A 24,925-nucleotide genomic window follows, 5' to 3' on the forward strand; every position below is an offset into this window, starting at 1 on the left:
ATTTGGAAAACCATTATCCTTTGAGAACATTAAATAAATATGCTTTCCGTCTTTATCTAAAATAGGATTGAACCTATCTCTAAGTTTAGATAACTTATTTTGCTTTATCTCAATTTAAGTTTGTAACTGGTTCATAAGGCTTTCAGGAGCGTATACAAGGCGATTCTCGCCTGTTTTTGTGGAGTCTAAGAAGAATCGCTGTTGCTCCTTATCATACTATAATGTTCTATCAACATAGATAGTATTGTTAACAAATTCAAAAGAATCTAAGCGCAGTCCTACAATCTCACTCATGCGTAACCCACAATACATAGCAATTTTGATTTGTAGCTGATGTTTGATATGCAGCTTTGGAAGGGTTGAGAGCAGTTGTTGCATTTGTGGCTCTGTATAGTAGTTAATCCGTTTGGACTTTTGTCGCTTCGGTTTTGTAGCATTGGCACAAGGATTGACCTCTAGATATCCCCATTGATAATTTTCATACGTGTTTCGAGACTTAACTTTTAGTTCTATATTTACATAGTCAGCCATGAACTTCATTGAAAAAGCTTTAAAGGTATGTTTTTTCGGTTTTGCGAATGTTTGTGGCTCTGTACCTAAAGACCTTTCAAATTGAGTTATAGCATTAATGATATTTGATTCCGTTAATTTGTGTAAAGTAAATGTCTTTCTGCTTCTCAAACGGTTACCATTTTCATCATAGCCAAATTCGACTAGGATCATTATACGAGGTAGACCATTTTTGTTAGGCGTTAGTATTTCATAGCTAGCCATAGTATCGCTCCTTAGAGCTGTAAAGCGATTCAAGTAAGAGATTACTTTCAATAATTTGATTATAACCTTTGAATAGGTTAAAAGAAATTTCGCATTAACAAGAGCATACATAAACAGATACCGCAATGAGGTAAACTTAGTTTGAATCATTTGATGTACTGTACGAATGCAAATCTTATCTAAGTGTTTTTATGGCTTGAATAGAATTAGAAAAATATTGTCTGTTTTTTATCAACCATAATATAATAAAAATTATATTAAGAATGTTTTTTAAAAGGGTGATAAAAATCATAAAAATCATTTATTTTTCTACTTAACGAAATATTTACTCTGTTTAAAGTTTTTTTTGTTCGATAGAACTCGTTGAAACCCATTTAAAACAGCTTTTTGCAAACGACATTTATTATATTTATATATTTTTATTTTTAGTGATAAACTATAATCATATTCGATATCGAATGAAAAAGTGGAAAGTGAAATATCCATTTTACTACCTAAAATAAAACAGAGAAAAGGAAGATTTCCATTGGAATTATCATAGAAAATCAACAATTTTAAAAAATTACTATTAAGTATCACTCAAAGAAGGTTCAGGAATTTCTCTCGTTAGGCAATCAGAAGCAGGACTGCCACCGAGACTGAAAGGGAATTATGTTCTTAAATGTAGTTGAAAAAAATGTCTGTTACCGTTTGTATGGTTTACCTTGGACATATAATAATAATCCAAAGCAAACTAATCTCTATTATCTAAAGAATTTTTACATTCTTTCTCACTATATTTTGTCTCACCCTCAAATATTTCAGTAACACCATCTAATGAAAGTCTGTCTTTTTCACAAAATTGCTGAACTTGTTTTCCTTTTTTAGTTATTCCATAATAATAGGTTGTATCCGACTCATCTTTAAAAATAACCATATAATGTCCGTGATAAAAATCTTTATTTATTAAGTACTTTGGCTCAACATAATGTGATTCTTCAATTTTTTCGTCTGTATATCCCTTCTCTTCCAAATATTCTGGAACATACTTATTAGCGATGTATTTTGTATATGGATTACCGTTATTTAGCACATAAATAAAACCCATTGGCAGAGCAAAGACAATAACAGCGATTAGGGTACTAGTTATAATTAATATCTTTTTTTTATTCATCTTACATCCCCCTAAAAATTGTTTCTTCCTTCTCTTTAATAACAAAATAATCATTTTTACTCACAAGTCCTTGATTGATGTGTGATAGGCTTTGTTTCGCTTATTGAAAAATGAAAATATCCCCTATTATTCCGAGTGAAATTGAAGCTGCAAAGCATGTGCTCAATTTATCCACTAAAGCATCTCTTGTAGTGTAATTTTACACTATTTTAGCATTTAGTCAATTAGCAATTATAATTCTATCTACATTTAACAGCCTATAGGGGTTGATAGTGGAGGAGAAGAGTCATTTGCATAGGAAGTTTAGTTGGAGTTACAAAGCCACGTGTGTTAGGCTGTAGAGCGGTTTTGAAGGCATAACAAAAGGACTTGCGTGTAATGAATTGTTATCACGCAAGCCTTAGATTGTTGGAGTTAAAAATTTATTGTTTCGGAAATTAAATTTTTGGAATTGCGCCCGATTCTAAATTTTCATAAACAAACCTTGAACAAAGACCCCAATAAGAGTAATGGTAATATTCGGGATATTCAATGAGAAGTTGAGAACGCTCAATCCACAATTTAAGTTCTTTTGATGTAGTTGTATTTTCAATCATATCTAGTAATTGAGATAGCTTTTGAATTTTTTCACTGTCTCCTACCCGAACCGTATCTCCTGTGAAAACATATAAGGTATTAAGGAAATAAGAAGTATGTTCACATTGCTCATCTTCAACAAATGTACAAATCATTGGTAAATTTTCATATTTATAGATGAAGAGTTCCCAATCTTGCACAGGTTCCATTTCATCACTATACGCCCATTTTTTTATTTCCTTTTGTGTAGGATTCCAAGGGTCTTTAAACATCATTTTGTACTTCTTTAAATTTAAACTAATACTAATTTTCTTCAAAATTATAACATGGAAGATTGTACATTGGTAACGAAATGGAAAATGTGCAACAAATGAGATCGACTGTTACACTCTACCGAGACGATAACGACTAAGTAGCTTAGAGAATGTAATCGATGTTGCCTCGGGATCTAGTCAATGAATTGTTGCACTCCATGTAATATCTTCACTCGAATCGCCATACATCGTTCCAGATCCACCATTATATGGAACTCCAAACTTATTGCCTAAATTATCAATCGCACTCAAATCAGCCTCAACATAATTCCATCTTTCATGAACAGCCGGATCGATATCTTGTAAGTAGTTAATCGTTGAATTAACATCTGTTTTGATTGCATCGATTAGCTCGACCGTTACATCCTCTTTGTTTACTTGCCCATTAATTACGATCTGTTTTCCTTCTAGGTGAGTTCCTGGTCAATTTTTTATTTATCATACGGTCTATACTTTGACAGCAGCTCTTTAGCTGCTTTTTTTCTAGCTGCTACATCTTCACGTAAAAACATACGATCCCGTGGTAACTCTTTAATAGGAGTTAACTTTCCTCGTTTTACAAGTGAATTTAATGACTGCCTAGAAATTTGCAATTCCTCCAACACTTCTGATGATGTTAGGATCTCCGTTTGAACTAATTTTATAAATTCTTCTTTGCTATTGAAAGAGTAGTTTTTCGACATTGGATGATTCCACCTAGGATTCGGTTTTATCATACAGCATTGCGCCAGGCTTTGCAGGATATTTATTAGCATCTAAAAGAAAACTCATAAAAATCAACTCCTTCAATTTAACTATAAAGGAACAGTAGGTAAATGCACATATAAAAAAACAGACAACCTTGTTTAGTTATCTGTTTTAAATCTTCGTACCATCTTCCATTATGAAAGCCTTCTTCAATCAATAGTGCTTAGTGAACCATCGCTAGATAATGGGCTTGAGTGGTAAATGGAAATAGTTATCCAAATGAAAGTTATATGAGGTATTATTAAACTTAATGAGTAGTTTAATGCAATAAGAATTTTGTAAAAAATGACATAGAATTGAGTCGAGAGGTGAGGTGTACTATGAACAAAATTACGTGCCCATGTTGTGGTTATAGAACATTGAATAGTGTTGGAGATTATGATATATGCCCAATTTGTTTTTGGGAGGACGACCCTTTTCAAAAAGAAAATGAGTACGATTTAGGTGCTAACCAAGTGCCCCTTATTGAAGCACAAAAAAATTATATTAGGTATGGTGCTTGTGAGAAAAGGTTTGTAAAAAATGTTCGAAAGTCTAATGAACAAGATAAAAGAAATCCTAATTGGAAGGCATTTAAGGATGATTTGTATGAGTTGGGATTAGTTTGTAGAAAGTTTAAAGAAGGGGTGTATAATATTGCAGAATTAGAACATAACTTATCTTTGATTGATGTTCCAAAAGCGATAAACAAAATTGTTGAACAAGCTATAAATGATTTAGAAATGATTAGGTTTTGCACTTCTGACTATAGGCAAAGAGACGAAGCGATAGAGATTGTTGAAAATTTGTTAAAACGGTTGAATATTCCGACGATAGAAACCTAAGATTAGAATTAAAATTAAAAGGGCTTCACCTAAGTAAACCAAAAAAGGCCACGCCATGAAGGCTGGTTTTTCTATTGCATTCATTTAGGTGTAAGGGACGGAGTATTCATAATTTTTTTAGATATAAGGATATAAAAGAAGGTATTACATATAGTCTATATTCCTTATTAAGGGGATATATGGTAACTTTGGTATGTACATATTTTTAAATAAAAGGTGAGGTATGAAATGTTACATAAGAAATCATCGAACAATAATTTAATGATTAAAGCGCTAGCAGGGAGTGTTATGACAGCTGCTATAGTTATTCCTATTGCTTCTGCAAATGTGCAAGCAACATCGGTTAGCAAAACAACGCTTAAAGATGTACCTAAATCCCATTGGGCATATGAGTCCATTAAACAGGTTGCTGAAAAAGGATTAGTTACGGGATATGAAGATGGAACATATAAGCCATCTGCTCAAGTAACACGTGCAGAGTTTGCGACATTCCTATCACGGGTATTCGATGGCAATGACCGTACACCATCTAAATTTTCAGATGTAGAGGCTTCACATTGGGCAAATGACGCTATTCAAGAAGGACTAGCAGTTGGATTTATTAAAGCTAGTGATTTCTCTAATAACAAATTTGAACCAAACAAAGCAATGACTCGCGGAGAAATGTCTCATTGGTTAGCAAATGGTTTAGCCCATGCAAATACTGATTATGGGAAAGCGATTGAGGAAATGACGAATTCAAACCTTACACTCATTCCGATTCCAGAGTTTTATGGTGGAGGGGTAAATAAAAAGGACCTTCCGTATATCGGGGTAGCACTTGGTACTGGATTGCTTTCAGGCTATGAAGATTTCACATTCAAGCCTAATGGCAATACAACACGTGCCGAGGTAGCAACTATCCTTATCCGCTTTATGGATGCTATGAAGAAAACACCTTCTGACTTTACTGGGTTAAAAGAACTTCGTGAGGTTGCTGGCACAGGAACAAACATCTTAACTATTTCCAATTTTGAAAGAACGAATTATGGTGGATATGAAGATGTTCTTGGTAAACCTCATACGTATCTAAATAACACTGGTGTAGCTACAATTGAACATGCCATTTTTGTAGATACAACAGGCACTAAACCAAAGGGTATTTTTAAAGATATGTTTTTTAATGAAAAAGGTGAAGATAAAATTCTACTGAATAAAGAGATTTATGCAATCTATTATGAATACACATTCAAGCCTAGTAGAGACGTAAGTGTTCAAAGTGTTAAGAATGGCTCTGATATGAACTTTGCTTCAAACTTATTAGTTGATAAAAGTAAAATTGCAAGTTTTCATTTATCATCTCCAAAAAGTACATCAACTAATGAATTTAAGAAGAGTGAGGAATATCGCTACTGGGCTTTCAATGGGGTGAAGGTTAAACCAGGTGAAAAGCTAAGTGGTAGAACAGATGGTGGAAGCATGTTCATTTATGAAGTACCGAAGTAGAATTATTTGTAAATAAGATGATCTAGAGACCAATAAATTAACAAAGAAGACCGCTCCATGATGGGTGGTCTTTAAGTTTTTTTAACAGAAATAAGGCGACCAAAAAGCGACCAACATCTTATATTTAGTTAACACAATAAAAAAGTAAACAATTTTAGATGCATTTTGAATAGTATAGAATGTTATTAAATCAACATTAATGAAGGTATCTTGTCCTTTAAAAAAAGTACAAGTAATTCAACGACATGATGGTTGTAGCGTTAGAGGCAGCTATTCAAGACTAATTGCTAAATACTAGTCGGTTGCTTTTCTTTTTCTTTCTAAAAAACCAAGGGCCACAGCTGAGTGTGACCCTTGGATTATTGACAGAAAGAGTTATAGTTATTTGTTTTACAACTAACTAATTAACAATCTTCTTTTTGCATGAATGTTGCGCCAACGATAATGAGTAGAATGAATAGAATAACGATTAAGACAAATGTTGAACTATTACCTTTGCCGTGGTCCATGCAGTAGCCCATGCTATATTCATTCCCATAACCGCTGTAACAACAACCGTAATTACCTACATTACCATAATATCCTGCGTTTCCTACGTTTCCGTAATATCCCATGAAAACCTCTCCTTTCTTCAATTTATAGTATGTAATTTGTCATTGAAGGGAGTGGGGTATTCGTCTAATGTAAGCTAAAAAAGAGTCCTCGATATAATAATGGTCTACTTCTAATCCATAATTAAACGCCATTGAAATCCGATTTGAGGTACTATGAAATTAACAAAAGAAAAGGAGAAATAAAAAATGTTTACCTTTCTTAAAAATGATATGAAATTTGTGGAAACCGAAAAGGACATTATGAATTCGAATCAGGAATATAATTTAATTGCCTATGATAAAAAAGTTCTTGGGAATGAGGATATTTTAGATATACATGAAGAAACAGAAGAATTACAGATTGAAAGATATTTGGTGAAAAAAGGGGATGACTTTATAGCTATTTTGGATTATGGAATGTCAAGCCCTCGTCATCAAAAACCTTGGATAAGTTTGTTGGCGGTACACAAAAAATATCAAGGTTTAGGATATGCCAAAAAAATTTACATGTTGTATGAGGAACGGATGAGAAGCCAACAAGTAAAATGTATTCATATTGCTGTTCATTCTACCAATAAAAATGCAGTAAACTTCTGGTCGTCGCTTAGTTTTATACAATTTGATGAGAGAATTTACGAAGATAAAGTTATCTTAAGTTTTGAGAAGGTTTTAGATTAAACAAAAATACGAACTTCTAACTTTATGAATAAGAGGTATTCCATGAGTAGCAACTATCAGATAAGAGACAGCTATTTTATACTTGTTGATCCACTTTCAATGATTTTTATTGGAATGACTATTTTAATTCTAATGATGTTCGTTTTAGTATTGTGGAAAAAAGTTTTGAAGAAATAAAATCCAGTCAGTAATTTAACAATGAAACCAAGGCCTATCTGTATAACCATAATCGAAAGGAAGAGTTCTATGGAAATTATTCAATCTATTCCTATTCAGCCTACAGTGAAAGTTTTATTATCCTATGCCACATCAAAAACAAAAGTGGATCAGGAATATGATTTGTATATACATGCCCCAGCAAGAAAATTATATGGCTATTACATGGATCAAGAACTTGTTGGCTGTCTAGGTATTGAATTAGTTGATGCACATCAGTGTGTCATTAAACATATTGCTGTATCACCAGCGCATCGTGGGAAAGGCATTGGGGGTGAGATGGTACAATTTATTAACCATCATCATTCATTTTCTTCCATTTATGCTGAAACGGATAGAGATGCTGTGATTTTTTATAAAAATATAGGATTTCACATTACGAGTTTAGGAGAAAAATACCTAGGTGTGGAGCGATTTGCATGCCTTTTAACCGGCCCTCCATTGCAGCGTACCGCTTTCAACTAGTACATAATAATAAATAATCTATATTAGGGAAGAAAGGAGCTGCATCTATTAAGAAGAAATTGTGGTTGATCATGAGTGTCTTGGCATTTTTAATAGCGGGCTATTCTATCGTTCAATATATTGTGTTGGATGCACAGCAAGCAGGTTTTGTTCAATTAAAGCTTATGCTAAATGCTACTTTACACTCATTGTGGTTCATCGTGCTGTATATTCATATTATTTTCGGAGTGTTAGCGTTAATAATTGGTCCTTTTACCTTGTCCTCAAAATTAAGAGAGAACAATGTAAAACGTCATCGAATATTGGGGAAACTATATTGTGCCAGTATTTTGTTCGGCGGTAGTGCAGGTCTTTATTTAGCATTCAACGCCACAGGGGGATGGGTCTCGCAATTGGGCTTTGGTTTATTATCGATAGGTTGGTTATTGACAATGTTGCAAGCGCTCATAAAAATCAAACATCGAAACATTCAAGCTCATCAAAAATGGATGCTAAGAAATTATGCTTTAACGTTTGCGGCAGTGACCTTACGTATCTGGTTACCTCTGTTTACCATCCTATACGGGGATGAAAATTTTCAGTATTATTATGCTGTTATTGCTTGGTTATGTTGGGTACCGAATTTAATCGTAATCGAATGGTATATCCGGCGTAAACTCGGACCATTTCTTGCGAACATACATTGAAATATAATCAGACATTGAGTTCTCAATAGAGCCCAATGTTTTTTTAGGTTATGGCCAAATTCAAAAGCATTTGTATATTAATTAACTAATTAGTCAATAAACTAGGTGCATTAATTATCCCTATAGTAAATTTTCGAATATGATGCAAAAGAATGGGAGGTGAAATGTTTGAGGTTTAGTTACAGCCGTAATTTTGATAATTTCAAATGTGATTCCAAATGTAACTATCCCATGAAGTATAAGTGTAATGAATTTGGTTGTAATGGCTATCCATATGATTTTTCTGGCATCCAAGATCCGATAGGTGTAACAGGAGCAACAGGTGTCACGGGTGCGACAGGTACAACAGGTCCGCAAGGTGCACAGGGTTCGCCAGGGGCAATGGGACCCCAGGGCATAACGGGGGCAACTGGAGTGACAGGTGCCCAAGGACTAGCAGGAGCAACTGGAGATACAGGACCACAAGGAGTGGCAGGAATAACCGGAGCAATGGGACCTCAAGGGCTGGTAGGAGCAACTGGTGAGAGAGGACTGCAAGGACTAGCAGGATTAATCGGTGCGACGGGATCTCAGGGAGCAACAGGAAGAACTGGAACTACAGGAACTACAGGAACTACAGGAACTACAGGAGCTCAAGGACTAGCAGGAGTAACAGGAGCGACAGGACCTCAAGGAGAAAAAGGAATAACAGGAGCGACAGGACCTCAAGGAGAAAAAGGAATAACAGGAGCGACAGGACCTCAAGGAGAAAAAGGAATAACAGGAGTAATAGGGCCCCAAGGAGAAAAAGGAATAACAGGAGCAATGGGACCCCAAGGAGAAATAGGAATAACAGGAGCGACAGGACCTCAAGGAGAAAAAGGAATAACAGGAGCGACAGGACCCCAAGGAGAAATAGGAATAACAGGAGTAACAGGACCCCAAGGAGAAATAGGAATAACAGGAGCAATGGGACCACAAGGGATAACGGGATCAACTGGAGCGACAGGATCTCAAGGGATAACAGGTCAAACTGGAGCCATAGGCATTCAGGGAGTGACAGGACCTCAAGGGCTAGTAGGAAATAAAGGGGCGACAGGACTTCAAGGACTAGTTGGGAATACCGGAGCCACGGGACTTCAAGGACTAGTTGGAAATACTGGGGCCACAGGGCAACAAGGTACAACTGGATTCACAGGAGTGACAGGGAATACTGGAGTAACAGGAATCACCGGACCGATGGGTCTCCAAGGGACAATAGGAAATACCGGAGCCACAGGGCAACAAGGTACAACCGGATTCACAGGAGTGACAGGGAGTACTGGGGTAACAGGAATCACCGGAGCCACGGGACTTCAAGGACTAGTAGGAAATACTGGGGCCACAGGGCAACAAGGTACAACTGGATTCACAGGAGTGACAGGGAATACTGGAGTAACAGGAAACACCGGAGCGACGGGTCTCCAAGGGACAGTAGGAAATACCGGAGCCACAGGGCAACAAGGTACAACTGGATTCACAGGAGTGACAGGGAATACTGGGGTAACAGGAATCACGGGAGCCACGGGTCTCCAAGGACTAGTAGGAAATACCGGAGCCACGGGTCTACAAGGTACAACAGGAACCACGGGAGCGACAGGTCTGCAAGGAGCCACAGGAATTGCTGGAATCACAGGCGTTACGGGGGCAACTGGAGCAAGGGGGACTACGGGTGTTATTGGTATAACGGGCACTACTGGCTCTACGGGTCCAAGTGGTCCGGGTCTCATGGAAGTATACTTATCTACAGATCAATCAGTTGGTAATAATGATTTTCTAGGAACAGGCAATTCATCAGCTTCTTTTGTGAGAAGTTCAATCGTAATTCCGGAAAATGCTATTATTCAAAGCTTAACGTTGAATATACGGGATCATTCACTTAGTGCAGGACAAACCGCTTCAGCACAAGTATTTACAAGCACGAATGGTGGTTTCACTGCCCCAACTGCAACGGGGATTATTGCGACAGTGACAGGACCAAGTTCAATAACTACTCCAAATAGTTGTGCCAAGGCAAATGCGAACTATTCAATTAATAGTTGTACACTTCTTTCTGTGCAAGTGACTACAACTGGTGGAGCTTTTTCTAATGGCGTTTCTGCAACTATCATTTTGACCACTATTTAGTGTCGTTTAATGAGACTCATTTAATATAGGAAAATCTGCAAATTGTCATGTTGATCGATGGTTGCTAAGAGTATATTTTTTATATTTACTTGATGAGTTGTCGTTAGTTGTTCATGTAACCAGTCTTTCGTATGTTTAGGTTTTGTAGCCCATGATAATCAATCTTTCCTTCTTTAATAAGAATAATTGGTAGAAAAAAGGGCTGAGATTTTAGGTTCAAATCTGTACGCGTAGTTGTTTGGAGTTGTGTATGCAAAAAACTAGAGATTGATTCGTCTGATTCCCATAAAGCAAGCGCAACATTTTGAACCTCTTCTATTTTTCCCCTTCATTCGGTTAATAAAAAAGCCAGCCGATATATCGAGCTTTACGTAAGTTTTCAGATAGGATTTCCTCTTTTAAATAAGGGGGATAGGCAATAATATTACCAAGAGATGACTAAGGCAAAGTTCAATAGTCTTAGTTGTAAAATAATCAAAGAGTAAAAAGAAAAAGGCTACAATTGCTCGAAGTACCCATTGAATGGCAGTACTTTCGATTTTGGAAAAAATTCACATGACACATTCAATCTATATTGTTAAAATAGAAAGAGTAATTATTTAGAAAATTTAATAAAATCAGGGGAGTCTGTATGGATACAAAATTACATAACATCATAATGGACATTCAACAGAAGGTTGATTTTTCAGGGACAGTGCTTGTGGAGAATCGAGAGAAGGGTGTCTTAGTCAATCAAAGCTTTGGGTATGCTAATCGTTCTGAGCAAATCAAAAATCAGGCAAAAACTCGTTTTGGTATTGCTTCTGGTTGTAAAATTTTTACGGCAATAGCTATTTGTCAGCTAATAGAACAAGGGAAACTTTCGTTTGATACGAAATTACATGAATACCTTAACCATCATTTTGACTATTTTGATCAGGATATAACGATTCATCATTTATTGACGCATACTTCTGGAATACCAGATTATTTTGATGAGGAAGAAATGGAAGATTTTGAAGAGTTATGGGTGGAAAATCCTATGTATCATCTTCGAACATTGAGTGATTTTTTACCGTTATTTCAAAATCGCCCTATGAAATATAAAGTAGGCGATAGATTTCATTACAACAATGCTGGCTATATTTTATTAGGATTAATTGTCGAGCAAACATCTGGATTGGTTTTTTCAGATTACATTCAACAATATATTTTTGATCGAGTGAAAATGACGGAATCAGGCTATTTCTCGTTGGATGCTCTGCCGTCAAACACAGCCTTAGGTTACATCGACAATCCAGATGGTACATGGAAAACAAATATTTACTCATTACCCGTAAAGGGGGGTTCTGATGGGGGAGCATTTGTCACAGTAGGTGATATGGCGAAGTTTTGGCGTGCCCTGATGAATTTTGAACTTTTAAATGAAGATTTAACGCAGCAACTTCTAACAGTACATGTAGAAACGAGTGGAAATAATGGCTATGGACATGGTGTATGGATTAAGAAAAATAGCAAACCATCTATTCTGAAATATCATGTTATGGGGTACGATCCTGGGGTCTGCTTCCACTCAGCATATTATCCAGAATCCTCTTTCAAGGTTGTGATTTGTTCCAATAAATCAAATGGAGCCATTGATATTATGAAAGGAATAGAAGAGGCGTTAATTTCAATTTAAGAGACTTGAACTGTGCGTATTTTATACAAAAATTAAGAGGAAAATCGATTTTGTTTTTTTAATTTTTTTTGCTTATAAGTAATATAAGAGGTTTTCAACGCAGCATAACTACCAATGGCCGCATAGCCATAAAACCAGCCCATAAATAGACCCGCTAACAAATTGTGGCGATGGCTGATGAAGATGGAAATGAGTAAGCCGATAACTAAAGCGATGGAGGGTACCCAAAAAGATTTAATATGGCAAAGCCTCTTCATCATCTGTGTTAGAATCATCACCACTGGAACGGCAATGACGGCATCCCAAAAGTTCGTATGTATGAGTGGGAAATGTTCCATACTTTTCACCTCGATTAGAATGATTTACAACTATTGTTAGCTGTAAACATGATTTTATACTCAAAATGACGGAGCATTTCCTAGGAGGTAACGAATGAAATTTGTTCTTATATTTGGTCCTCAAGCTGTTGGAAAAATGACAGTCGGGCAGGAATTAGCTAAAATAACAGGCTTAAAGCTATTTCATAATCATATGACGATTGATTTAGTTAGTCATTTTTTTGACTATGGTACGAAAGAGGGGAAAAGGCTAGTCAATTTGTTTCGACAGGAGATATTCGAAGAAGTTTCAGCTAGTCATTTATATGGATTGATTTTCACCTATGTTTGGGCGTTTGATTGTCAAGAGGATTGGGACTATGTGAAGCAAGTTACTGAGCTTTTTGAATCCAAAGGTGGCATGGTGTACTATGTAGAACTTGAGGCTGTTTTAGAGGAGAGACTTCAGCGTAATAAAGGATCTAATAGACTTGAGCATAAACCTTCAAAAAGGGATCTTGCTTGGTCTGAACAGGACTTATTAACCTCTGTAGAAAATTACAGATTGAATTCAGTCGATGGCGAAATCCAATTTCCCAATTATATAAAGATAGAGAGCACAAATTTAAGTGCGGAAGATGTTGCAAAAATGGTCCAAGAAAAATTCCGGTTATAAGAAAAAACGCTTGGCTCCCAAGCGTTTTTTTATTCAGAAGAACCAGTTTTTTTAATTTTAATGATTTCAGAAAACGTTTTGCGCCCTGGGTTTATTTGCGAAACATCAATAGAAATTTTGCGAATAGTATTCTCTTGTAAAGGGATTTTTCCATCTTTCTCCAACTTTTCCATACTTTGACTTTGTCGCGATAAAGTACCTCTGATAATCGAAAAATATCTACATCTAATTTTAATCCCTCATTATAGGTCTCGCGGATTTCCTTTTTCACTTCCTTAATAATCTGCTTCTTCAGTTCTTTTTCGCTAACTTTTCCTTTAAAGCCATTGACGGTTGCACGAAGTTTTAATTCGACATCAAAATAAACTTCCTCTTTGTTCACTACAGGTATTTTTTTGACTTGTAATTTGTCAATACTGACGGTTAACTCTTCTTTACCATCTGTTCTCAATTTAAAGGTGATTTCTCCTCGGTTTGTGTAATTATGCATCCATTGATTACCTCGGGCAGCATTATCCTTCACAAATCCTTTTAAGCCGTCTTTCGATAAAATGCCGACACCTGAAAAATAGGTTTCCTCTACATTTTCCTCGTCCGTTTGCCAATCTTTCCTAATGGATACATAAGGTACTGTCACTTCGTGGTTAGGCTCATTTAATCCAATAACGATTTCTCGTAAATTTTTTGGTTCAACAAACGTTTCCTGTTCTGTTGGGTTAATCGGGTTACTTAGCTTTGAGGAAGACAGTGAATTTTTTAATATTGGTGAGACAAGGAGGACATCGTGCACTGGATCCTTTGTACAATACATCCAAATTTGATACCTTGTATCTCGAAAACGAATAAACGTATCAATAACGGGGATAAATCGCTCATTTTCCATGGCACTCTCCGAGAAAATGATATATCTCATATGCCCCCAAAAAATTTGCTGGTCAGATGATCGATACAATTTGTAGATAGCCTCTTCTACGGTTCTTCCTTTAGCACGACCGATTTCAGCAGGCTCAGCATTTGAACTAGGTTGAACCGATTTTGCGACATCAGCAAAATTGATAATTTGTAAATAGACCTCATATTCATCATCAACGTAATCAACACCGACTGCATTGATATAGTACATTCTTTGTGGCTCTGTAATATCCCAGCAACCTGCGAGCAGGGTTGTTAGAAAAATCATTACTATAAATTTGAAGGTTGTTTTCATCGTTTCTCCACTCTCAAGTAGCTATTTTATAATAGTAGCTTGGACAAAAGCTGGTGTTTTTATAAAAAAATGTAGGGTATTTTAATACGTTTTGATTGTTTATAAGCCAAAGGGAAAATGAATTGAAGAAAATGAAAAAATTTATTATTTTATATGTAACTTTTTTTAGCGGAATACGACTAATCCATTAGTAGAATACAAAAAAACTGAAGCAAAGTAGTAAAATTCACTTTTCACAAAATGACCAGGGCTCACGATCGAGCACCTGGTCATTTTGTGTTTATCGAAAAAAGGACATGCGTTATTTGCATATCCTCAGTTCTTTAATCGTTAAGCATAGCTTTTAATGTTCGTTTTTGCCAACCTAGCTTGAAGTAAGCATACTGCATAATGAAATGTACACAGAAGGTAATTGGGTAGGCTAACCATACACCATTTAAGTCTAGTGAAGTGTGGTGAGATAGTAGGAACGCTAATGGTACCTCAACTACCCAAATCGTAATGACTAAGAAAATTGTCGGCCATAAAACGACACCTGTTGCACGCATCGTAGCTGAAACCGTTTGTGTATGCCCAAAAATTAAATAACTCCAAAAGGCGATATATAAATAATTTTTGGCAATGAGCACAGTATCATGTGAATCGATAAAGAAGGCCAAAATTGGCTCAGCAAATAGATACATGATCAGTATAATGGCGCCTCCTAAAAGATAATTGATACGGACACCCATTTGGCGAATTTTTTTAATCATTTCTGTAGAATTTGCACCTAATGCCTGTGCGACAAATACAGATGTAGCAATGGCAATACTCATCGCAGGTACCTGTGCATAGCTAGCGACCTGATTAACAACGCCGTAAGCCGCCGTCGCATTGGAGCCATAGACGTTGACAAAGCCAATGACAGCAATTTCTGCGACAGAGATAGCGACCATACTAATACTAGAAGGAATCGCTAGCTTTAACAATGAAGCTAAAATATCTTTCTTCAATTTAAAATGCTGTAAAATAGATTTGTCTAAACGCAGTAAATGCTTTGTTTTATGCAAATATGCCAGTAACAAGATCATTGTTACTAGGTTTGATAAAACGGATGCATAAGCGGCACCATTTAAGCCAAATGCAGGCAAGCCAAACCAACCGAACAGTAATGGGGGAAGGAAGGCGATATTTAACACAACACTAATAACTAAAAATAGAAATGGTGTTTTGGAATCGCCAACTCCACGCATAAAGGTTGTATACACCATATACCAGAACATAATTGGTAACGTGAAGAATAAAATTTGCGCATAGCTAATACTCATGTCTAATATATTAGCTGGTGTTTGCATAAAACGTAAAATCCACTCAATAAAAAAGCCGCCAAAGATTGCCACAACAATGGATAAAATCGTTGTGAAGGCGAGCGTTACTCCAACAACTTCCTTCATCTTAGCATGATTACCAGCCCCGAAAGTTTGCCCGACTAAAATGGAGCTACCTGATCCAATGCCAATGGCAAATGCCATTAAAAAGAAGAAAAATGGGAAAAAGGCTGAAATCGCTGCTAGTGCATCGACACCTAAATTACGCCCCACTAAAAACATGGCAAAAACCTGGCCAACGGATTGCAGGACATTCGCCAACATAACAGGAATTAAAAAATTAAAAAAGGCTTTCTTAAGTTGTTGATCATCTTGTAACATTTGTGCATTCATCAATAGGTTCCTCTTGAGTTTTAATAACCCATTTCTTTTAAGATTCGTGACAATGTGCGCAGTCGTTCACCGATTAGCTCACCATCATTATTTAACGCTTGCTGAAAAAGTTGAATATCTTCATTGATTTGCTCATTTTCTGTGCAAACTTCCACAGTCATGGCATCTCCCTGTAAGCCTACACGCTTAATCACAGGGTTTTCTTCATCATATAAATGTTCGAAGCGATAGGCATCTTTAAAATGAAGTTGTGCCTCACATACTAAAATAGCAAGGTCCAGCACACGATGCAGGGGAAGTTCTTCTGATTGACGAGACCATTTACCACCAGTATGGCGCCAAACTTTCGCTGAAATATCCACCTTTCCTCTGTCATTCCACTGTGCTAAACCGAGAGAAAGCCCTTGAGCATCAGTTTGATAAGCTGTACGCCCATCAATATTGGCATAGTTTTCGGCAACAATTACGGGTTTATGTTTTAAATGTGTTGGGATGTTCATGTAAAAAAACTCCTTATCATTTGAATTTAGTAATTTACTAAATTACTGCTTTAGTAAATTTAGCATTAGGGACTTCATAAGTCAATCCAAAAATTAGTGGCGTTTACCTGTATGACATTGGCCAAACAATATAACGCAAGACAAATGGAGGGTTTTAGTGCCTGTTTTTGTGAACCTAGGTTTACCCTGTTTTTCTGGATAAATCGTATCGGTGTATGGAGCGATATTATACATATTGCATAGGCAATTCAAAGGATTATGAAATATACATGTATGGGGAGGAGTATGTACAAGCAGCATGTAGGAATCTACTTAAAAGTATGCTAAATGCTTTTGACTATGTCTTGTGATTTATTCTTATCGCTTGCCTTGAAGGAATCGTTTAGGTGGTTATCCAAAAGGTATAAAAAATTTTTAACATTAGCTGTAACTTTTCTAGCGTGAACACGACTACTGTAATAGTAGGATACAAAAACTAAAGCAAACTAGTAAGTTTCACTTTTCACAAAAAGACCAGGACTCCCAGTAAGGTGAGCATCCTGGTCTTTTTGTGTTTAGAGAAGAGATTGCCTGTAATTTCATCGATTTTCATGATAGTATGGAATAAACATTTAGAAATTTCTTACAAAAATATACGTAGGAATTAGATAGTTCGTATGATTTGTTTCATTAAACAAAGAGGTGAATAAGGATGGAAGTAGTATATTTTGCAGGTGGTTGCTTATGGGGAGTACAAGCTTTTATAAAAAACTTACCTGGCGTTAAGTTTACAGAGGCAGGAAGAGCCAATGGAACAAGTTATACCCTTGAGGGGGATTATGATGGGTATGCCGAATGCGTAAAAACAGGATTTGATCCTTCCGTTGTAACCATCCAGGAGTTAATGGGGTATTTTTTTGAAATTATTGATCCTTACAGTTTGAATAAACAAGGACAGGATGTTGGCGAGAAATACAGAACGGGAGTTTATAGTGAAAATCCGGAACACTTACTAGAGGCGAAGGCGTTTCTTGGGGAAAGAAATGATTACGATTTGATCGTTGTTGAAGTATTACCTCTTACGAATTATGTGAGAAGTGCAGAAGAACATCAAGATAGGTTAGCAAAATGTCCAAATGATTATTGTCATATTCCAGAAGAACTATTAAATAAATATAAGTAAGAGAGATGATTATTTTCGGAGGAAAAATTGACTACTACATATGTAAATTGGGGAGAATCAAACGTTAAATTAACTTGGGAAAAAAATAACTTGCTGCCCCCTGATCATTTAATAACAAGTGTACATGGCTTTTGTTTTCAAGAGGATCCATTATTATTGGTAGATGACAATCATAGAGGATGGGATTTTCCAGGAGGACATATTGAACCTGGAGAAAGCCCAGAAGATTGCTTTAAACGGGAAGCGCAGGAGGAGGGGTATGTGGAAGGCAAATATGAATCTGCTCAACGGATGTTTGTTAATCCCAATGATATGGCCTCTTATTATCCCTATCAGAGCTCGAACATAAATGTATATATCTTTTATTCCTTAGTCTTTTAAAGTATATACTCTTTTCATTGTCTTTAATGTTATAATTTGTTAAATAATGAAATGTGTATATTGCTTATGGGGGGAACAAATGAATAAAAATTTATTGTCTGTTTCTATTATTTTTTTAGGATTCTGTTTGCTTTTAGGTGCATGGTTTATATCGCAGTCTTTCACATCCGAACAAGTCGATAAAACGAAGAAAGAACAATTCAGGTATGAGTTAATCTCGCCAAACGATAGTAATATCATTATATTTGATAAGCAAAGCGGGGAGTATTGGCGGAAGTATATAGAACCTAATGAGGGACCCACTGATTGGGAAAAGCAAAGTTCGCCAATTACTAAATAATGTAATTTCTAATGAGGGTACATAATAATCAACCACTTGTTGATGTAACGCATCTTTAGGCATGTCCTCTTCATGCACGTTTGGCAAGCCACTTGATGAGGAAGGCATTTTATATGGATGCTCATAATACTCATCGCCCTAATCTTGCTTATCATCTTTGAATGTAAATGGAAGTTCCACGTTAGAGATGGAATTATACAGTATTTTTATAAAAATAAAACTTTTACCAAATGGATGCGTACATAAAGAAAGAAGGGGGTTTTTAGAATGAACCGAAAACATTATATTATGATGGTTATTGCATTTATTGTAGAATTTTCCCTAACTTATTGGATTGCCTCCGTATTTTCTGTCAGGTTTATAGAAGTCATGTTTTTCACAGGGGCTGCCTTTACATTAGGAACGCTCTACTTTACAAGTAGTGGTGGTGCTATGTCAAGATTTTTTGCAGCTCAATCTGGAGCCGTAACAGGCATTATCCAGGAGCGAGACCGATTTCAGTTTAAAGCAGGTCCTGTTTTTATAGCATCACTTATATTCGTACTAATAGGTTTGGTATTCTTTATCTTACTTGTTACAGGCATCATTCCACCGCAGAAATGATAATAGGTAAGGGAAATCAAGATAGTCACTAGACTGTCTTGTTTTTTTGGGGGAAAAATAGATTGTTCAGATTCTGTATAAGTAGACTTGGTAGAATAGGAGGTTATGGGATTACTTTTAGATTGAGGAGGTGTTATGATCATTCACTATGAAACATAGAAAAATTGCTGTCATCATTATATTCTTTATAGTCTTTTTAACAGGTTCTCGTATTTTATGGCTTCAATCATTTACGCAGCCCGATCAACCATATGCAATGAAAGGGCAGATGGATGTCCGCAATTTTGATTTTCAACAAAGTGCATTAACTCTTGATGGCGAATGGTCCTTCTATCCATCGCAATGGTTGATGGATAATCATTCTTCCAACCAGACATACATACAAGTCCCGGATGGCTGGGACAAAGTTTTTCAGGAAGGGGAGCAAAGCCCATTTGGATATGGCTCTTATCAACTAAAAATACTGGTTAATCCAGATGAGACAAAAACCTTTAGTATAAGAGTGCCAAGTATTCGTAGTGCCGCAGAAATATATGTGAACGATCGCTTCATTGCGAAATCAGGGGAGCTAGGTGAAAATCGAGCGCAAACGGTGGCTAAAAATGTACCGTTTACAGCCTCATTCGAGACAAATGGTGAAAGTGAAATCGAACTGATTATTCAAGTAGCCAACTTTCAAGATCCTCGTAATGGGGGAATTGTCCGTTCTATCAAATTTGGACAAGAAGATGTAATCAATCGGGAGACACAATTGTCCGTCACAATGCAGCTATTAGTGGCAGTTGTTTTAGTCTTGCATGCCATCTACTCTGTTATTCTCTATTTAGTTGGAAATAAAGATAAACGCTTACTATTCTTTTCGATCTTAACCGTAAGTATTATGTTTTATTATTTATTAGGAAGTGATGATAAACTTCTTTCATTTTGGTTTCCCATAAATTATGATTGGGGTTTTATTTTAGTCCATCTTTCTATGGTGGGCATTGGCTATTCATTACTGCAATGTATAGAACACTGGCTACCGCCACATTTACAGCTCTATAAACATGTATACACTTTTTTCAGCATGGTAGCGATCCTATTAGCCTTCACATTACCTATACGTTATCTTGTTTCCATGCAAGCATTTTATATGGTTATTTTAGGAGCTCCGATCGTTATTACTTTAATCTTAATGATTGGAAAATCAATAAAGGATATTCGCAGGAATGTTTTTATTTTATTAGGATTAGTGGCCTTTGTGAATAGTATCATTTGGGATGTCATACTGCTGATTACAGGCATAAAAATCATTTCTTATCCTTTTGATTTGATTGTGACAATTGCCTGTTTAGCGACATTGTGGTTTAAAGATTATGCAAAGGTACATGCCGATACGAAGGAGCTTGCTCATAAACTGCAAGAGATTGATAAAATCAAGGATGAATTTTTGGCAAGTACCTCTCATGAATTACGTAATCCACTTCATAGCATTATCAATATGTCTAAAGCAGTACTTGATCGTGAAGCTAAGACGTTAACTACAAAAAGTGTGAATGATTTAGAAACTGTTCTGTCCGTAGGGAATCGAATGTCTTTGTTGTTAAATGATTTGCTGGATGTCATGCGCTTGAAAGACGATACACAACAATTACAACTAAGTATGGTATCCATACATTCTATTGCTGTAGGTGTATTTGATATGCTGCGCTTTATGATTGAGGGAAAGCCTGTTCAGTTCGTCCTGAAAATACCAGAAGATTTTCAAAGAGTGCAAGCTGATGAAAATCGTGTGATCCAAATAGTCTTTAATTTAGTGCATAATGCTGTGAAATTTACGAATGAAGGGTCGATTACGATTTCGAGTTATACGCGTAATGGGATGGCGAATATCGTCATTACAGATACAGGTATCGGTGTGGACGATGAAACCATGCGTCGAATATTTGAACCATATGAGCAAGGAACGATCAGTAAAACTATGGTAGAGGGAGGGTTTGGGCTAGGGCTTAACATCTGTAAGCGGCTCATTGAATTCCATGGAGGAACATTGGAAGTGCAATCCGTTGTAGGACAAGGCTCCACCTTTACCTTTACATTGCCCCTAGCAGATGAATCGAATGTCCAAGTGCCACTTGAAAAGGTACGACAGAGCGTTAGCAAGAGTTCAGAGCGCACAGCAAGTTTACAAGCAGCCTTGGAGGATGATCAAAGTGCGGAGTGGAATCATCCACGTATTTTAGTAGTGGATGATGAGCCTATTAATTTGCGAGTAGTTGAGACAATTTTAGCAAATGAACAATATGACATTGTTACGGTGACAAGTGGCTTAGATGCGCTAGTAAGTATTCAATCACTCGAATGGGATTTAGTTATTTCAGATGTGATGATGCCGAAAATGTCAGGGTATGAATTAGTGCGTCTCATTCGGAAGCAATTCTCCATCACCGATTTACCTATATTATTGCTGACAGCGCGTAGTCAACCCCAGAATCTTGAAAAAGGCTTTTTAGCAGGTGCGAATGATTATGTGACCAAGCCTGTCGATGCACTAGAGCTACGTTCACGAGTAGCGGCATTAATAAAGGTGAAGCGATCCATTCAAGAACGTCATCGTATGGAAGCTGCCTGGCTGCAGGCACAAATTGAGCCTCATTTTCTTTTTAACACGTTAAATGCCATTTTAACGTTGAGTGAAATGGATAGTGAACGAACAAGTAGATTAGTAGAGGCACTCAGCGATTTTTTAAGAGAATCCTATAATTTTCAAAATGTTGAAGCACTTGTGCCGTTAGAAAATGAACTTACATTAATTCAAGCTTATCTTTATATTCAGCAGGAGCGCTTCGGCGATCGTATTCACGTTAAATGGGATTTAGAGGCATCTACCGATGTGCTCATCCCCTCATTAACTATCCAGCCCTTAGTTGAAAATGCTCTACAGCATGGTATTTTAAAACGGACAGAAGGGGGAACGATCCATATTCGGATTTTTGAAAGTGAATCACAACTTGAAATTACAGTTTCGGACAATGGTGTTGGCATGGATGAACTTCGTTTGTCCCAGTTACTTCAAACAACGCAACAGCCGTCCAAAAGCATTGGTTTAATGAATACCCATCTTCGCCTTCAACAGCATTATGGGCAAGGATTGACTATTACGAGTAAGCTACATGAAGGAACATCTGTTTCTTTTGTAGTTCTTGTGAAGAAGCCCGTAAAACAAGATGCATGACACGTCTGTGTGCCATGCATCTTTTCTTTATAGTATAGCCTGCGGAGCTTTTGTTTTAAAATGGGTGAACAGATAGCATCCCATAATGACGATAAGCCCACCAATTCCCTGGAGCCAGGACATATTTTCTCCAATAAATAAATAGGCGAGAAGGGCAGTGAAAATGGGATTGAAGTTTAAAAAAATTCCCGATGTGGTCGCGCCTAACTTCTGTACACCTATATTCCAAAATACCATACAAACAACGGTGGAAATAATGCCGGTATATAGCATGGAAAGAATGAAAGATGTATTGACATTCGTAAAGGTAAAGTCTGCACTCGTAAATGGTAGGAGCAGTAGCACACCGAATACCCCGGCATACAAAGTAGCCATTAAGGGGGAGGCTGTTTGCATAGCCCATTTACTACATATGGAATATAGACCCCAAACGCACACAGCTGCCAGCATCCATAAATCGCCTGTATTCAATTGAAAATCCAGCAATAGCTGCCAATCTCCTTTTGAAAGAACGAGAACTACCCCAAACAATGATAAAACCATTGCCGATAACTGCCATTTCGTTATTTTTTCTTTCAGCAAGACAAACGAAAAAAGGGCAATGGATATTGTATTCATGGTAGAAATAAGCCCTGCATTAGTAGAAGTCGTAAGCTCTAATGCTAGAAACTGAAAAATATTAAAGAGAGCAACCCCTGTAACACCCATTAAAAGTAGCGGGACAATCGCTTGTTTGGGGGGAACTAATTTTTTTTCTTTCCACCAAACCAATGGGACAAGGACAATGACGGCAATTAACCATCTGACTGTTGTCAATGTCATAGGAGAAGCATGGGCAACAAGCGTCTTGGCAACTACAAAATTCCCTCCCCACAGTAAACTTGTGACAAGCATTAGACCCATATACAATTTAACCAAAGCTCGTAACACCCCTCTTAACTTTATGTATATTAAGAATCATAGCATTAACAGTGATTTCGCTGTATAATATTTTGTGAAATTGATTAAATTTGAAATAAAATTAAGTATATGGAGTTTTTTTGGAATATTGTTCGGAAAAGAAGTTCTGTGGATACATCATGGGAAATAATCAAAAGGGGAGACATCAATGGAGGATAGCAAGAATAAAGAACTAGACAGAACGGATCTTCAAATTTTAGATATTTTACAGCGAGAGGTTCATATTAGTAATGCCGAATTGGCGAGACGTGTCAGCTTATCGCCACCAGCGACTCATACTAGAGTCAAACGAATGGAAAACGAAGGCTATATCGATCAGCAAGTCGCTATTTTAAATCAGGAAAAACTAGGATTTGATTTACTGTGCTATGTTTTTATGAGTACGGATATCCATCAAGCAAAGGAAATAGAGGAATTGGAAACAAGCCTACAAACGATGACAGAAATATTGGAATGTCACTGTTTAACAGGTGCCTATGATTATTTATTAAAAATCGTTATCCGAGATCGTCAAGAATTGAATCAATTTATTCGGAAATTAAATAGGTTAGGTATCTCTAGAATTCAAACAAATTTATCCTTACGAGAAATCAAATATTCCACGGTGTTACCCTTATAAAAACACAGCAAGTGTGAGTGTCCTACTCAAGCTTGCTGTGTTTTTTATTATTATATATTTACAGAAATATATATATTTAAAATTGCTTTGTTTTTACTTATAGGCAACTACTAGGTTGCTTATACTTGACATGCAACCAAAAAGTTGCCTATAATCAATTTATGAAATGGGATAAAGACGCTATATTTAAAGCACTTGCAGACTCGACTCGGAGGCTTATAATAGACGAGCTATGTGAACAAAATGAGATGACCTTATATGAGTTAACGGTTCGTCTACTTATGAAGTACGAGCTTTCCATAACGAGACAAGCAATTGCTAAACATCTTGCTGTTTTGGAAGGGGCAGGGCTTGTCACATCTAAGCGGAAGGGGAAATATCGAGTTGTTATGTTTAACAATGAACCACTTAAAGATTTATTGAAGGGGTGGGTAGAGTAATTTTTTGAACATCATACAATAGGGCGTGAAGCATTTTGTGCAACTAACAGAGGAGGCTATTCAAATGAACATTATCGTGAACAGTATATTTGTAACAGACCAAGCAAAGGCATTGTCATTTTATACAGAAAAGCTAGGATTTGTTAAAAAGGAAGATGAACCATTAGGAAAGCATAGATGGCTGACGCTTGTATCGCCAGATGAGCAAGGTGGAACTGAGCTTTTACTAGAGCCGGATGAGCACCCTGCCGCAAAGGATTATCAAAAGAGAATATTCGCTGAAGGTATTCCAGCAACAATGTTTGGTGTTGCAGATATTCATGAGGAGTACAAGCAATTATTAGAAAAGGGCGTAGAATTTACGATGACGCCAACAAAAATGGGGGCCGTCACAATAGCTGTCTTGGATGATACTTGTGGCAACCTTATACAGATTATCCAAAAATAATTCATGATGAATGCGTGTTTTGAGTCTATTCAAAACACGCTT

At 36.7% G+C, this 24,925-nt stretch carries 25 protein-coding genes and 1 pseudogene; 16 read left to right on the forward strand and 10 right to left on the reverse strand.

Annotated features, from left to right (window positions below; genetic code table 11):
- Positions 1-216: 216 nt before the first annotated feature.
- The 4 genes from C9J29_RS11860 to C9J29_RS11875 form a co-directional block, all read right to left on the reverse strand.
- Positions 217-774, reverse strand: a complete 558-nt coding sequence (locus tag C9J29_RS11860; protein ID WP_164908710.1) for a tyrosine-type recombinase/integrase — start codon at positions 772-774, stop codon at positions 217-219.
- Positions 775-1,507: 733 nt separating this feature from the next.
- Positions 1,508-1,927, reverse strand: a complete 420-nt coding sequence (locus C9J29_RS11865) for a DUF3139 domain-containing protein (protein ID WP_089984448.1) — start codon at positions 1,925-1,927, stop codon at positions 1,508-1,510.
- 437 nt (positions 1,928-2,364) lie between these two features.
- On the reverse strand, positions 2,365-2,778 hold the full coding sequence (locus C9J29_RS11870) for a hypothetical protein (protein WP_107922215.1): 414 nt from the start codon (positions 2,776-2,778) through the stop codon (positions 2,365-2,367).
- Positions 2,779-3,248: 470 nt separating this feature from the next.
- Complete coding sequence (locus C9J29_RS11875; RefSeq protein WP_089984443.1) at positions 3,249-3,500, reverse strand: helix-turn-helix transcriptional regulator; 252 nt, start codon at positions 3,498-3,500, stop codon at positions 3,249-3,251.
- Between the two features lie 384 nt (positions 3,501-3,884).
- Here C9J29_RS11875 and C9J29_RS24680 point away from each other — a divergent pair.
- Positions 3,885-4,133, forward strand: a pseudogene (locus C9J29_RS24680) (CPCC family cysteine-rich protein); the annotation flags it as partial.
- Positions 4,134-4,616: 483 nt separating this feature from the next.
- Complete coding sequence (locus C9J29_RS11885) at positions 4,617-5,873, forward strand: S-layer homology domain-containing protein (protein WP_089984438.1); 1,257 nt, start codon at positions 4,617-4,619, stop codon at positions 5,871-5,873.
- A gap of 404 nt (positions 5,874-6,277) precedes the next feature.
- Here the strand turns inward: C9J29_RS11885 and C9J29_RS24950 are convergent, their stop codons facing one another.
- Positions 6,278-6,487: a YjcZ family sporulation protein gene (locus C9J29_RS24950; RefSeq protein WP_025117240.1), complete on the reverse strand. Its 210-nt coding sequence runs from the start codon at positions 6,485-6,487 to the stop codon at positions 6,278-6,280.
- Positions 6,488-6,673: 186 nt separating this feature from the next.
- Between C9J29_RS24950 and C9J29_RS11895 the strand changes: the two genes are divergently transcribed.
- The 5 genes from C9J29_RS11895 to C9J29_RS11915 all read left to right on the forward strand — a co-directional run bounded on the left by C9J29_RS11895 (position 6,674) and on the right by C9J29_RS11915 (position 12,316).
- The gene (locus tag C9J29_RS11895) at positions 6,674-7,144 is read left to right on the forward strand and encodes a GNAT family N-acetyltransferase (protein WP_107922216.1); all 471 of its coding nucleotides are present in this window, start codon (positions 6,674-6,676) and stop codon (positions 7,142-7,144) included.
- Between the two features lie 246 nt (positions 7,145-7,390).
- Positions 7,391-7,825 (forward strand): GNAT family N-acetyltransferase, encoded by a 435-nt coding sequence (locus tag C9J29_RS11900; RefSeq protein WP_008174792.1) that lies wholly within the window; start codon positions 7,391-7,393, stop codon positions 7,823-7,825.
- Positions 7,826-7,872: 47 nt separating this feature from the next.
- A complete protein-coding gene (locus C9J29_RS11905; RefSeq protein ID WP_043989830.1) occupies positions 7,873-8,511 on the forward strand; it encodes a DUF2306 domain-containing protein in 639 nt (212 codons plus the stop codon).
- A gap of 168 nt (positions 8,512-8,679) precedes the next feature.
- Positions 8,680-10,656, forward strand: a complete 1,977-nt coding sequence (locus C9J29_RS24955; protein WP_272898256.1) for a collagen-like domain-containing protein — start codon at positions 8,680-8,682, stop codon at positions 10,654-10,656.
- 631 nt (positions 10,657-11,287) lie between these two features.
- The gene (locus C9J29_RS11915) at positions 11,288-12,316 is read left to right on the forward strand and encodes a serine hydrolase domain-containing protein (RefSeq protein WP_008174786.1); all 1,029 of its coding nucleotides are present in this window, start codon (positions 11,288-11,290) and stop codon (positions 12,314-12,316) included.
- Positions 12,317-12,348: 32 nt separating this feature from the next.
- Here the strand turns inward: C9J29_RS11915 and C9J29_RS11920 are convergent, their stop codons facing one another.
- Positions 12,349-12,654, reverse strand: a complete 306-nt coding sequence (locus C9J29_RS11920; RefSeq protein WP_107922217.1) for a hypothetical protein — start codon at positions 12,652-12,654, stop codon at positions 12,349-12,351.
- A 94-nt stretch (positions 12,655-12,748) separates the two neighbouring features.
- Here C9J29_RS11920 and C9J29_RS11925 point away from each other — a divergent pair, with 94 nt between their 5' ends.
- A complete protein-coding gene (locus C9J29_RS11925) occupies positions 12,749-13,309 on the forward strand; it encodes an AAA family ATPase (protein ID WP_107922218.1) in 561 nt (186 codons plus the stop codon).
- A 91-nt stretch (positions 13,310-13,400) separates the two neighbouring features.
- Here C9J29_RS11925 and C9J29_RS11930 read toward each other — a convergent pair whose 3' ends face one another.
- From C9J29_RS11930 to C9J29_RS11940, 3 genes are all read right to left on the reverse strand, one after another.
- Positions 13,401-14,516: a Ger(x)C family spore germination protein gene (locus C9J29_RS11930; protein WP_443093743.1), complete on the reverse strand. Its 1,116-nt coding sequence runs from the start codon at positions 14,514-14,516 to the stop codon at positions 13,401-13,403.
- A 323-nt stretch (positions 14,517-14,839) separates the two neighbouring features.
- Complete coding sequence (locus C9J29_RS11935) at positions 14,840-16,216, reverse strand: MATE family efflux transporter (RefSeq protein ID WP_008174778.1); 1,377 nt, start codon at positions 16,214-16,216, stop codon at positions 14,840-14,842.
- Between the two features lie 20 nt (positions 16,217-16,236).
- Positions 16,237-16,716, reverse strand: a complete 480-nt coding sequence (locus C9J29_RS11940) for a DUF6530 family protein (RefSeq protein WP_008174777.1) — start codon at positions 16,714-16,716, stop codon at positions 16,237-16,239.
- Between the two features lie 691 nt (positions 16,717-17,407).
- Here C9J29_RS11940 and C9J29_RS11945 point away from each other — a divergent pair.
- The 5 genes from C9J29_RS11945 to C9J29_RS11965 all read left to right on the forward strand — a co-directional run bounded on the left by C9J29_RS11945 (position 17,408) and on the right by C9J29_RS11965 (position 22,416).
- Positions 17,408-17,878: a peptide-methionine (S)-S-oxide reductase gene (locus C9J29_RS11945; protein WP_008174776.1), complete on the forward strand. Its 471-nt coding sequence runs from the start codon at positions 17,408-17,410 to the stop codon at positions 17,876-17,878.
- A gap of 27 nt (positions 17,879-17,905) precedes the next feature.
- Positions 17,906-18,259: an NUDIX domain-containing protein gene (locus C9J29_RS11950; RefSeq protein WP_107922219.1), complete on the forward strand. Its 354-nt coding sequence runs from the start codon at positions 17,906-17,908 to the stop codon at positions 18,257-18,259.
- 79 nt (positions 18,260-18,338) lie between these two features.
- Positions 18,339-18,599, forward strand: coding sequence for a hypothetical protein (locus tag C9J29_RS11955; RefSeq protein ID WP_237068823.1), 261 nt, complete (start codon positions 18,339-18,341; stop codon positions 18,597-18,599).
- A gap of 267 nt (positions 18,600-18,866) precedes the next feature.
- Complete coding sequence (locus C9J29_RS11960; RefSeq protein WP_008174773.1) at positions 18,867-19,202, forward strand: hypothetical protein; 336 nt, start codon at positions 18,867-18,869, stop codon at positions 19,200-19,202.
- A gap of 148 nt (positions 19,203-19,350) precedes the next feature.
- On the forward strand, positions 19,351-22,416 hold the full coding sequence (locus C9J29_RS11965; protein ID WP_107922220.1) for a hybrid sensor histidine kinase/response regulator: 3,066 nt from the start codon (positions 19,351-19,353) through the stop codon (positions 22,414-22,416).
- Positions 22,417-22,443: 27 nt separating this feature from the next.
- Here C9J29_RS11965 and C9J29_RS11970 read toward each other — a convergent pair whose 3' ends face one another.
- Positions 22,444-23,319, reverse strand: a complete 876-nt coding sequence (locus C9J29_RS11970; RefSeq protein ID WP_237068836.1) for a DMT family transporter — start codon at positions 23,317-23,319, stop codon at positions 22,444-22,446.
- 205 nt (positions 23,320-23,524) lie between these two features.
- Between C9J29_RS11970 and C9J29_RS11975 the strand changes: the two genes are divergently transcribed.
- The 3 genes from C9J29_RS11975 (at position 23,525) to C9J29_RS11985 (ending at position 24,883) form a co-directional block, all read left to right on the forward strand.
- Entirely contained in the window at positions 23,525-23,995 is a 471-nt protein-coding gene (locus tag C9J29_RS11975) for an Lrp/AsnC family transcriptional regulator (protein ID WP_008174770.1), read from the forward strand.
- Positions 23,996-24,156: 161 nt separating this feature from the next.
- A complete protein-coding gene (locus C9J29_RS11980; RefSeq protein WP_008174769.1) occupies positions 24,157-24,435 on the forward strand; it encodes an ArsR/SmtB family transcription factor in 279 nt (92 codons plus the stop codon).
- A gap of 64 nt (positions 24,436-24,499) precedes the next feature.
- Positions 24,500-24,883: a VOC family protein gene (locus C9J29_RS11985; RefSeq protein ID WP_089984417.1), complete on the forward strand. Its 384-nt coding sequence runs from the start codon at positions 24,500-24,502 to the stop codon at positions 24,881-24,883.
- The last annotated feature ends 42 nt before the right edge of the window (positions 24,884-24,925 follow it).

Origin of the sequence: Lysinibacillus fusiformis (genome assembly GCF_003049525.1) — a bacterium.
Taxonomy (GTDB): Bacteria; Bacillota; Bacilli; order Bacillales_A; family Planococcaceae; genus Lysinibacillus; species Lysinibacillus fusiformis.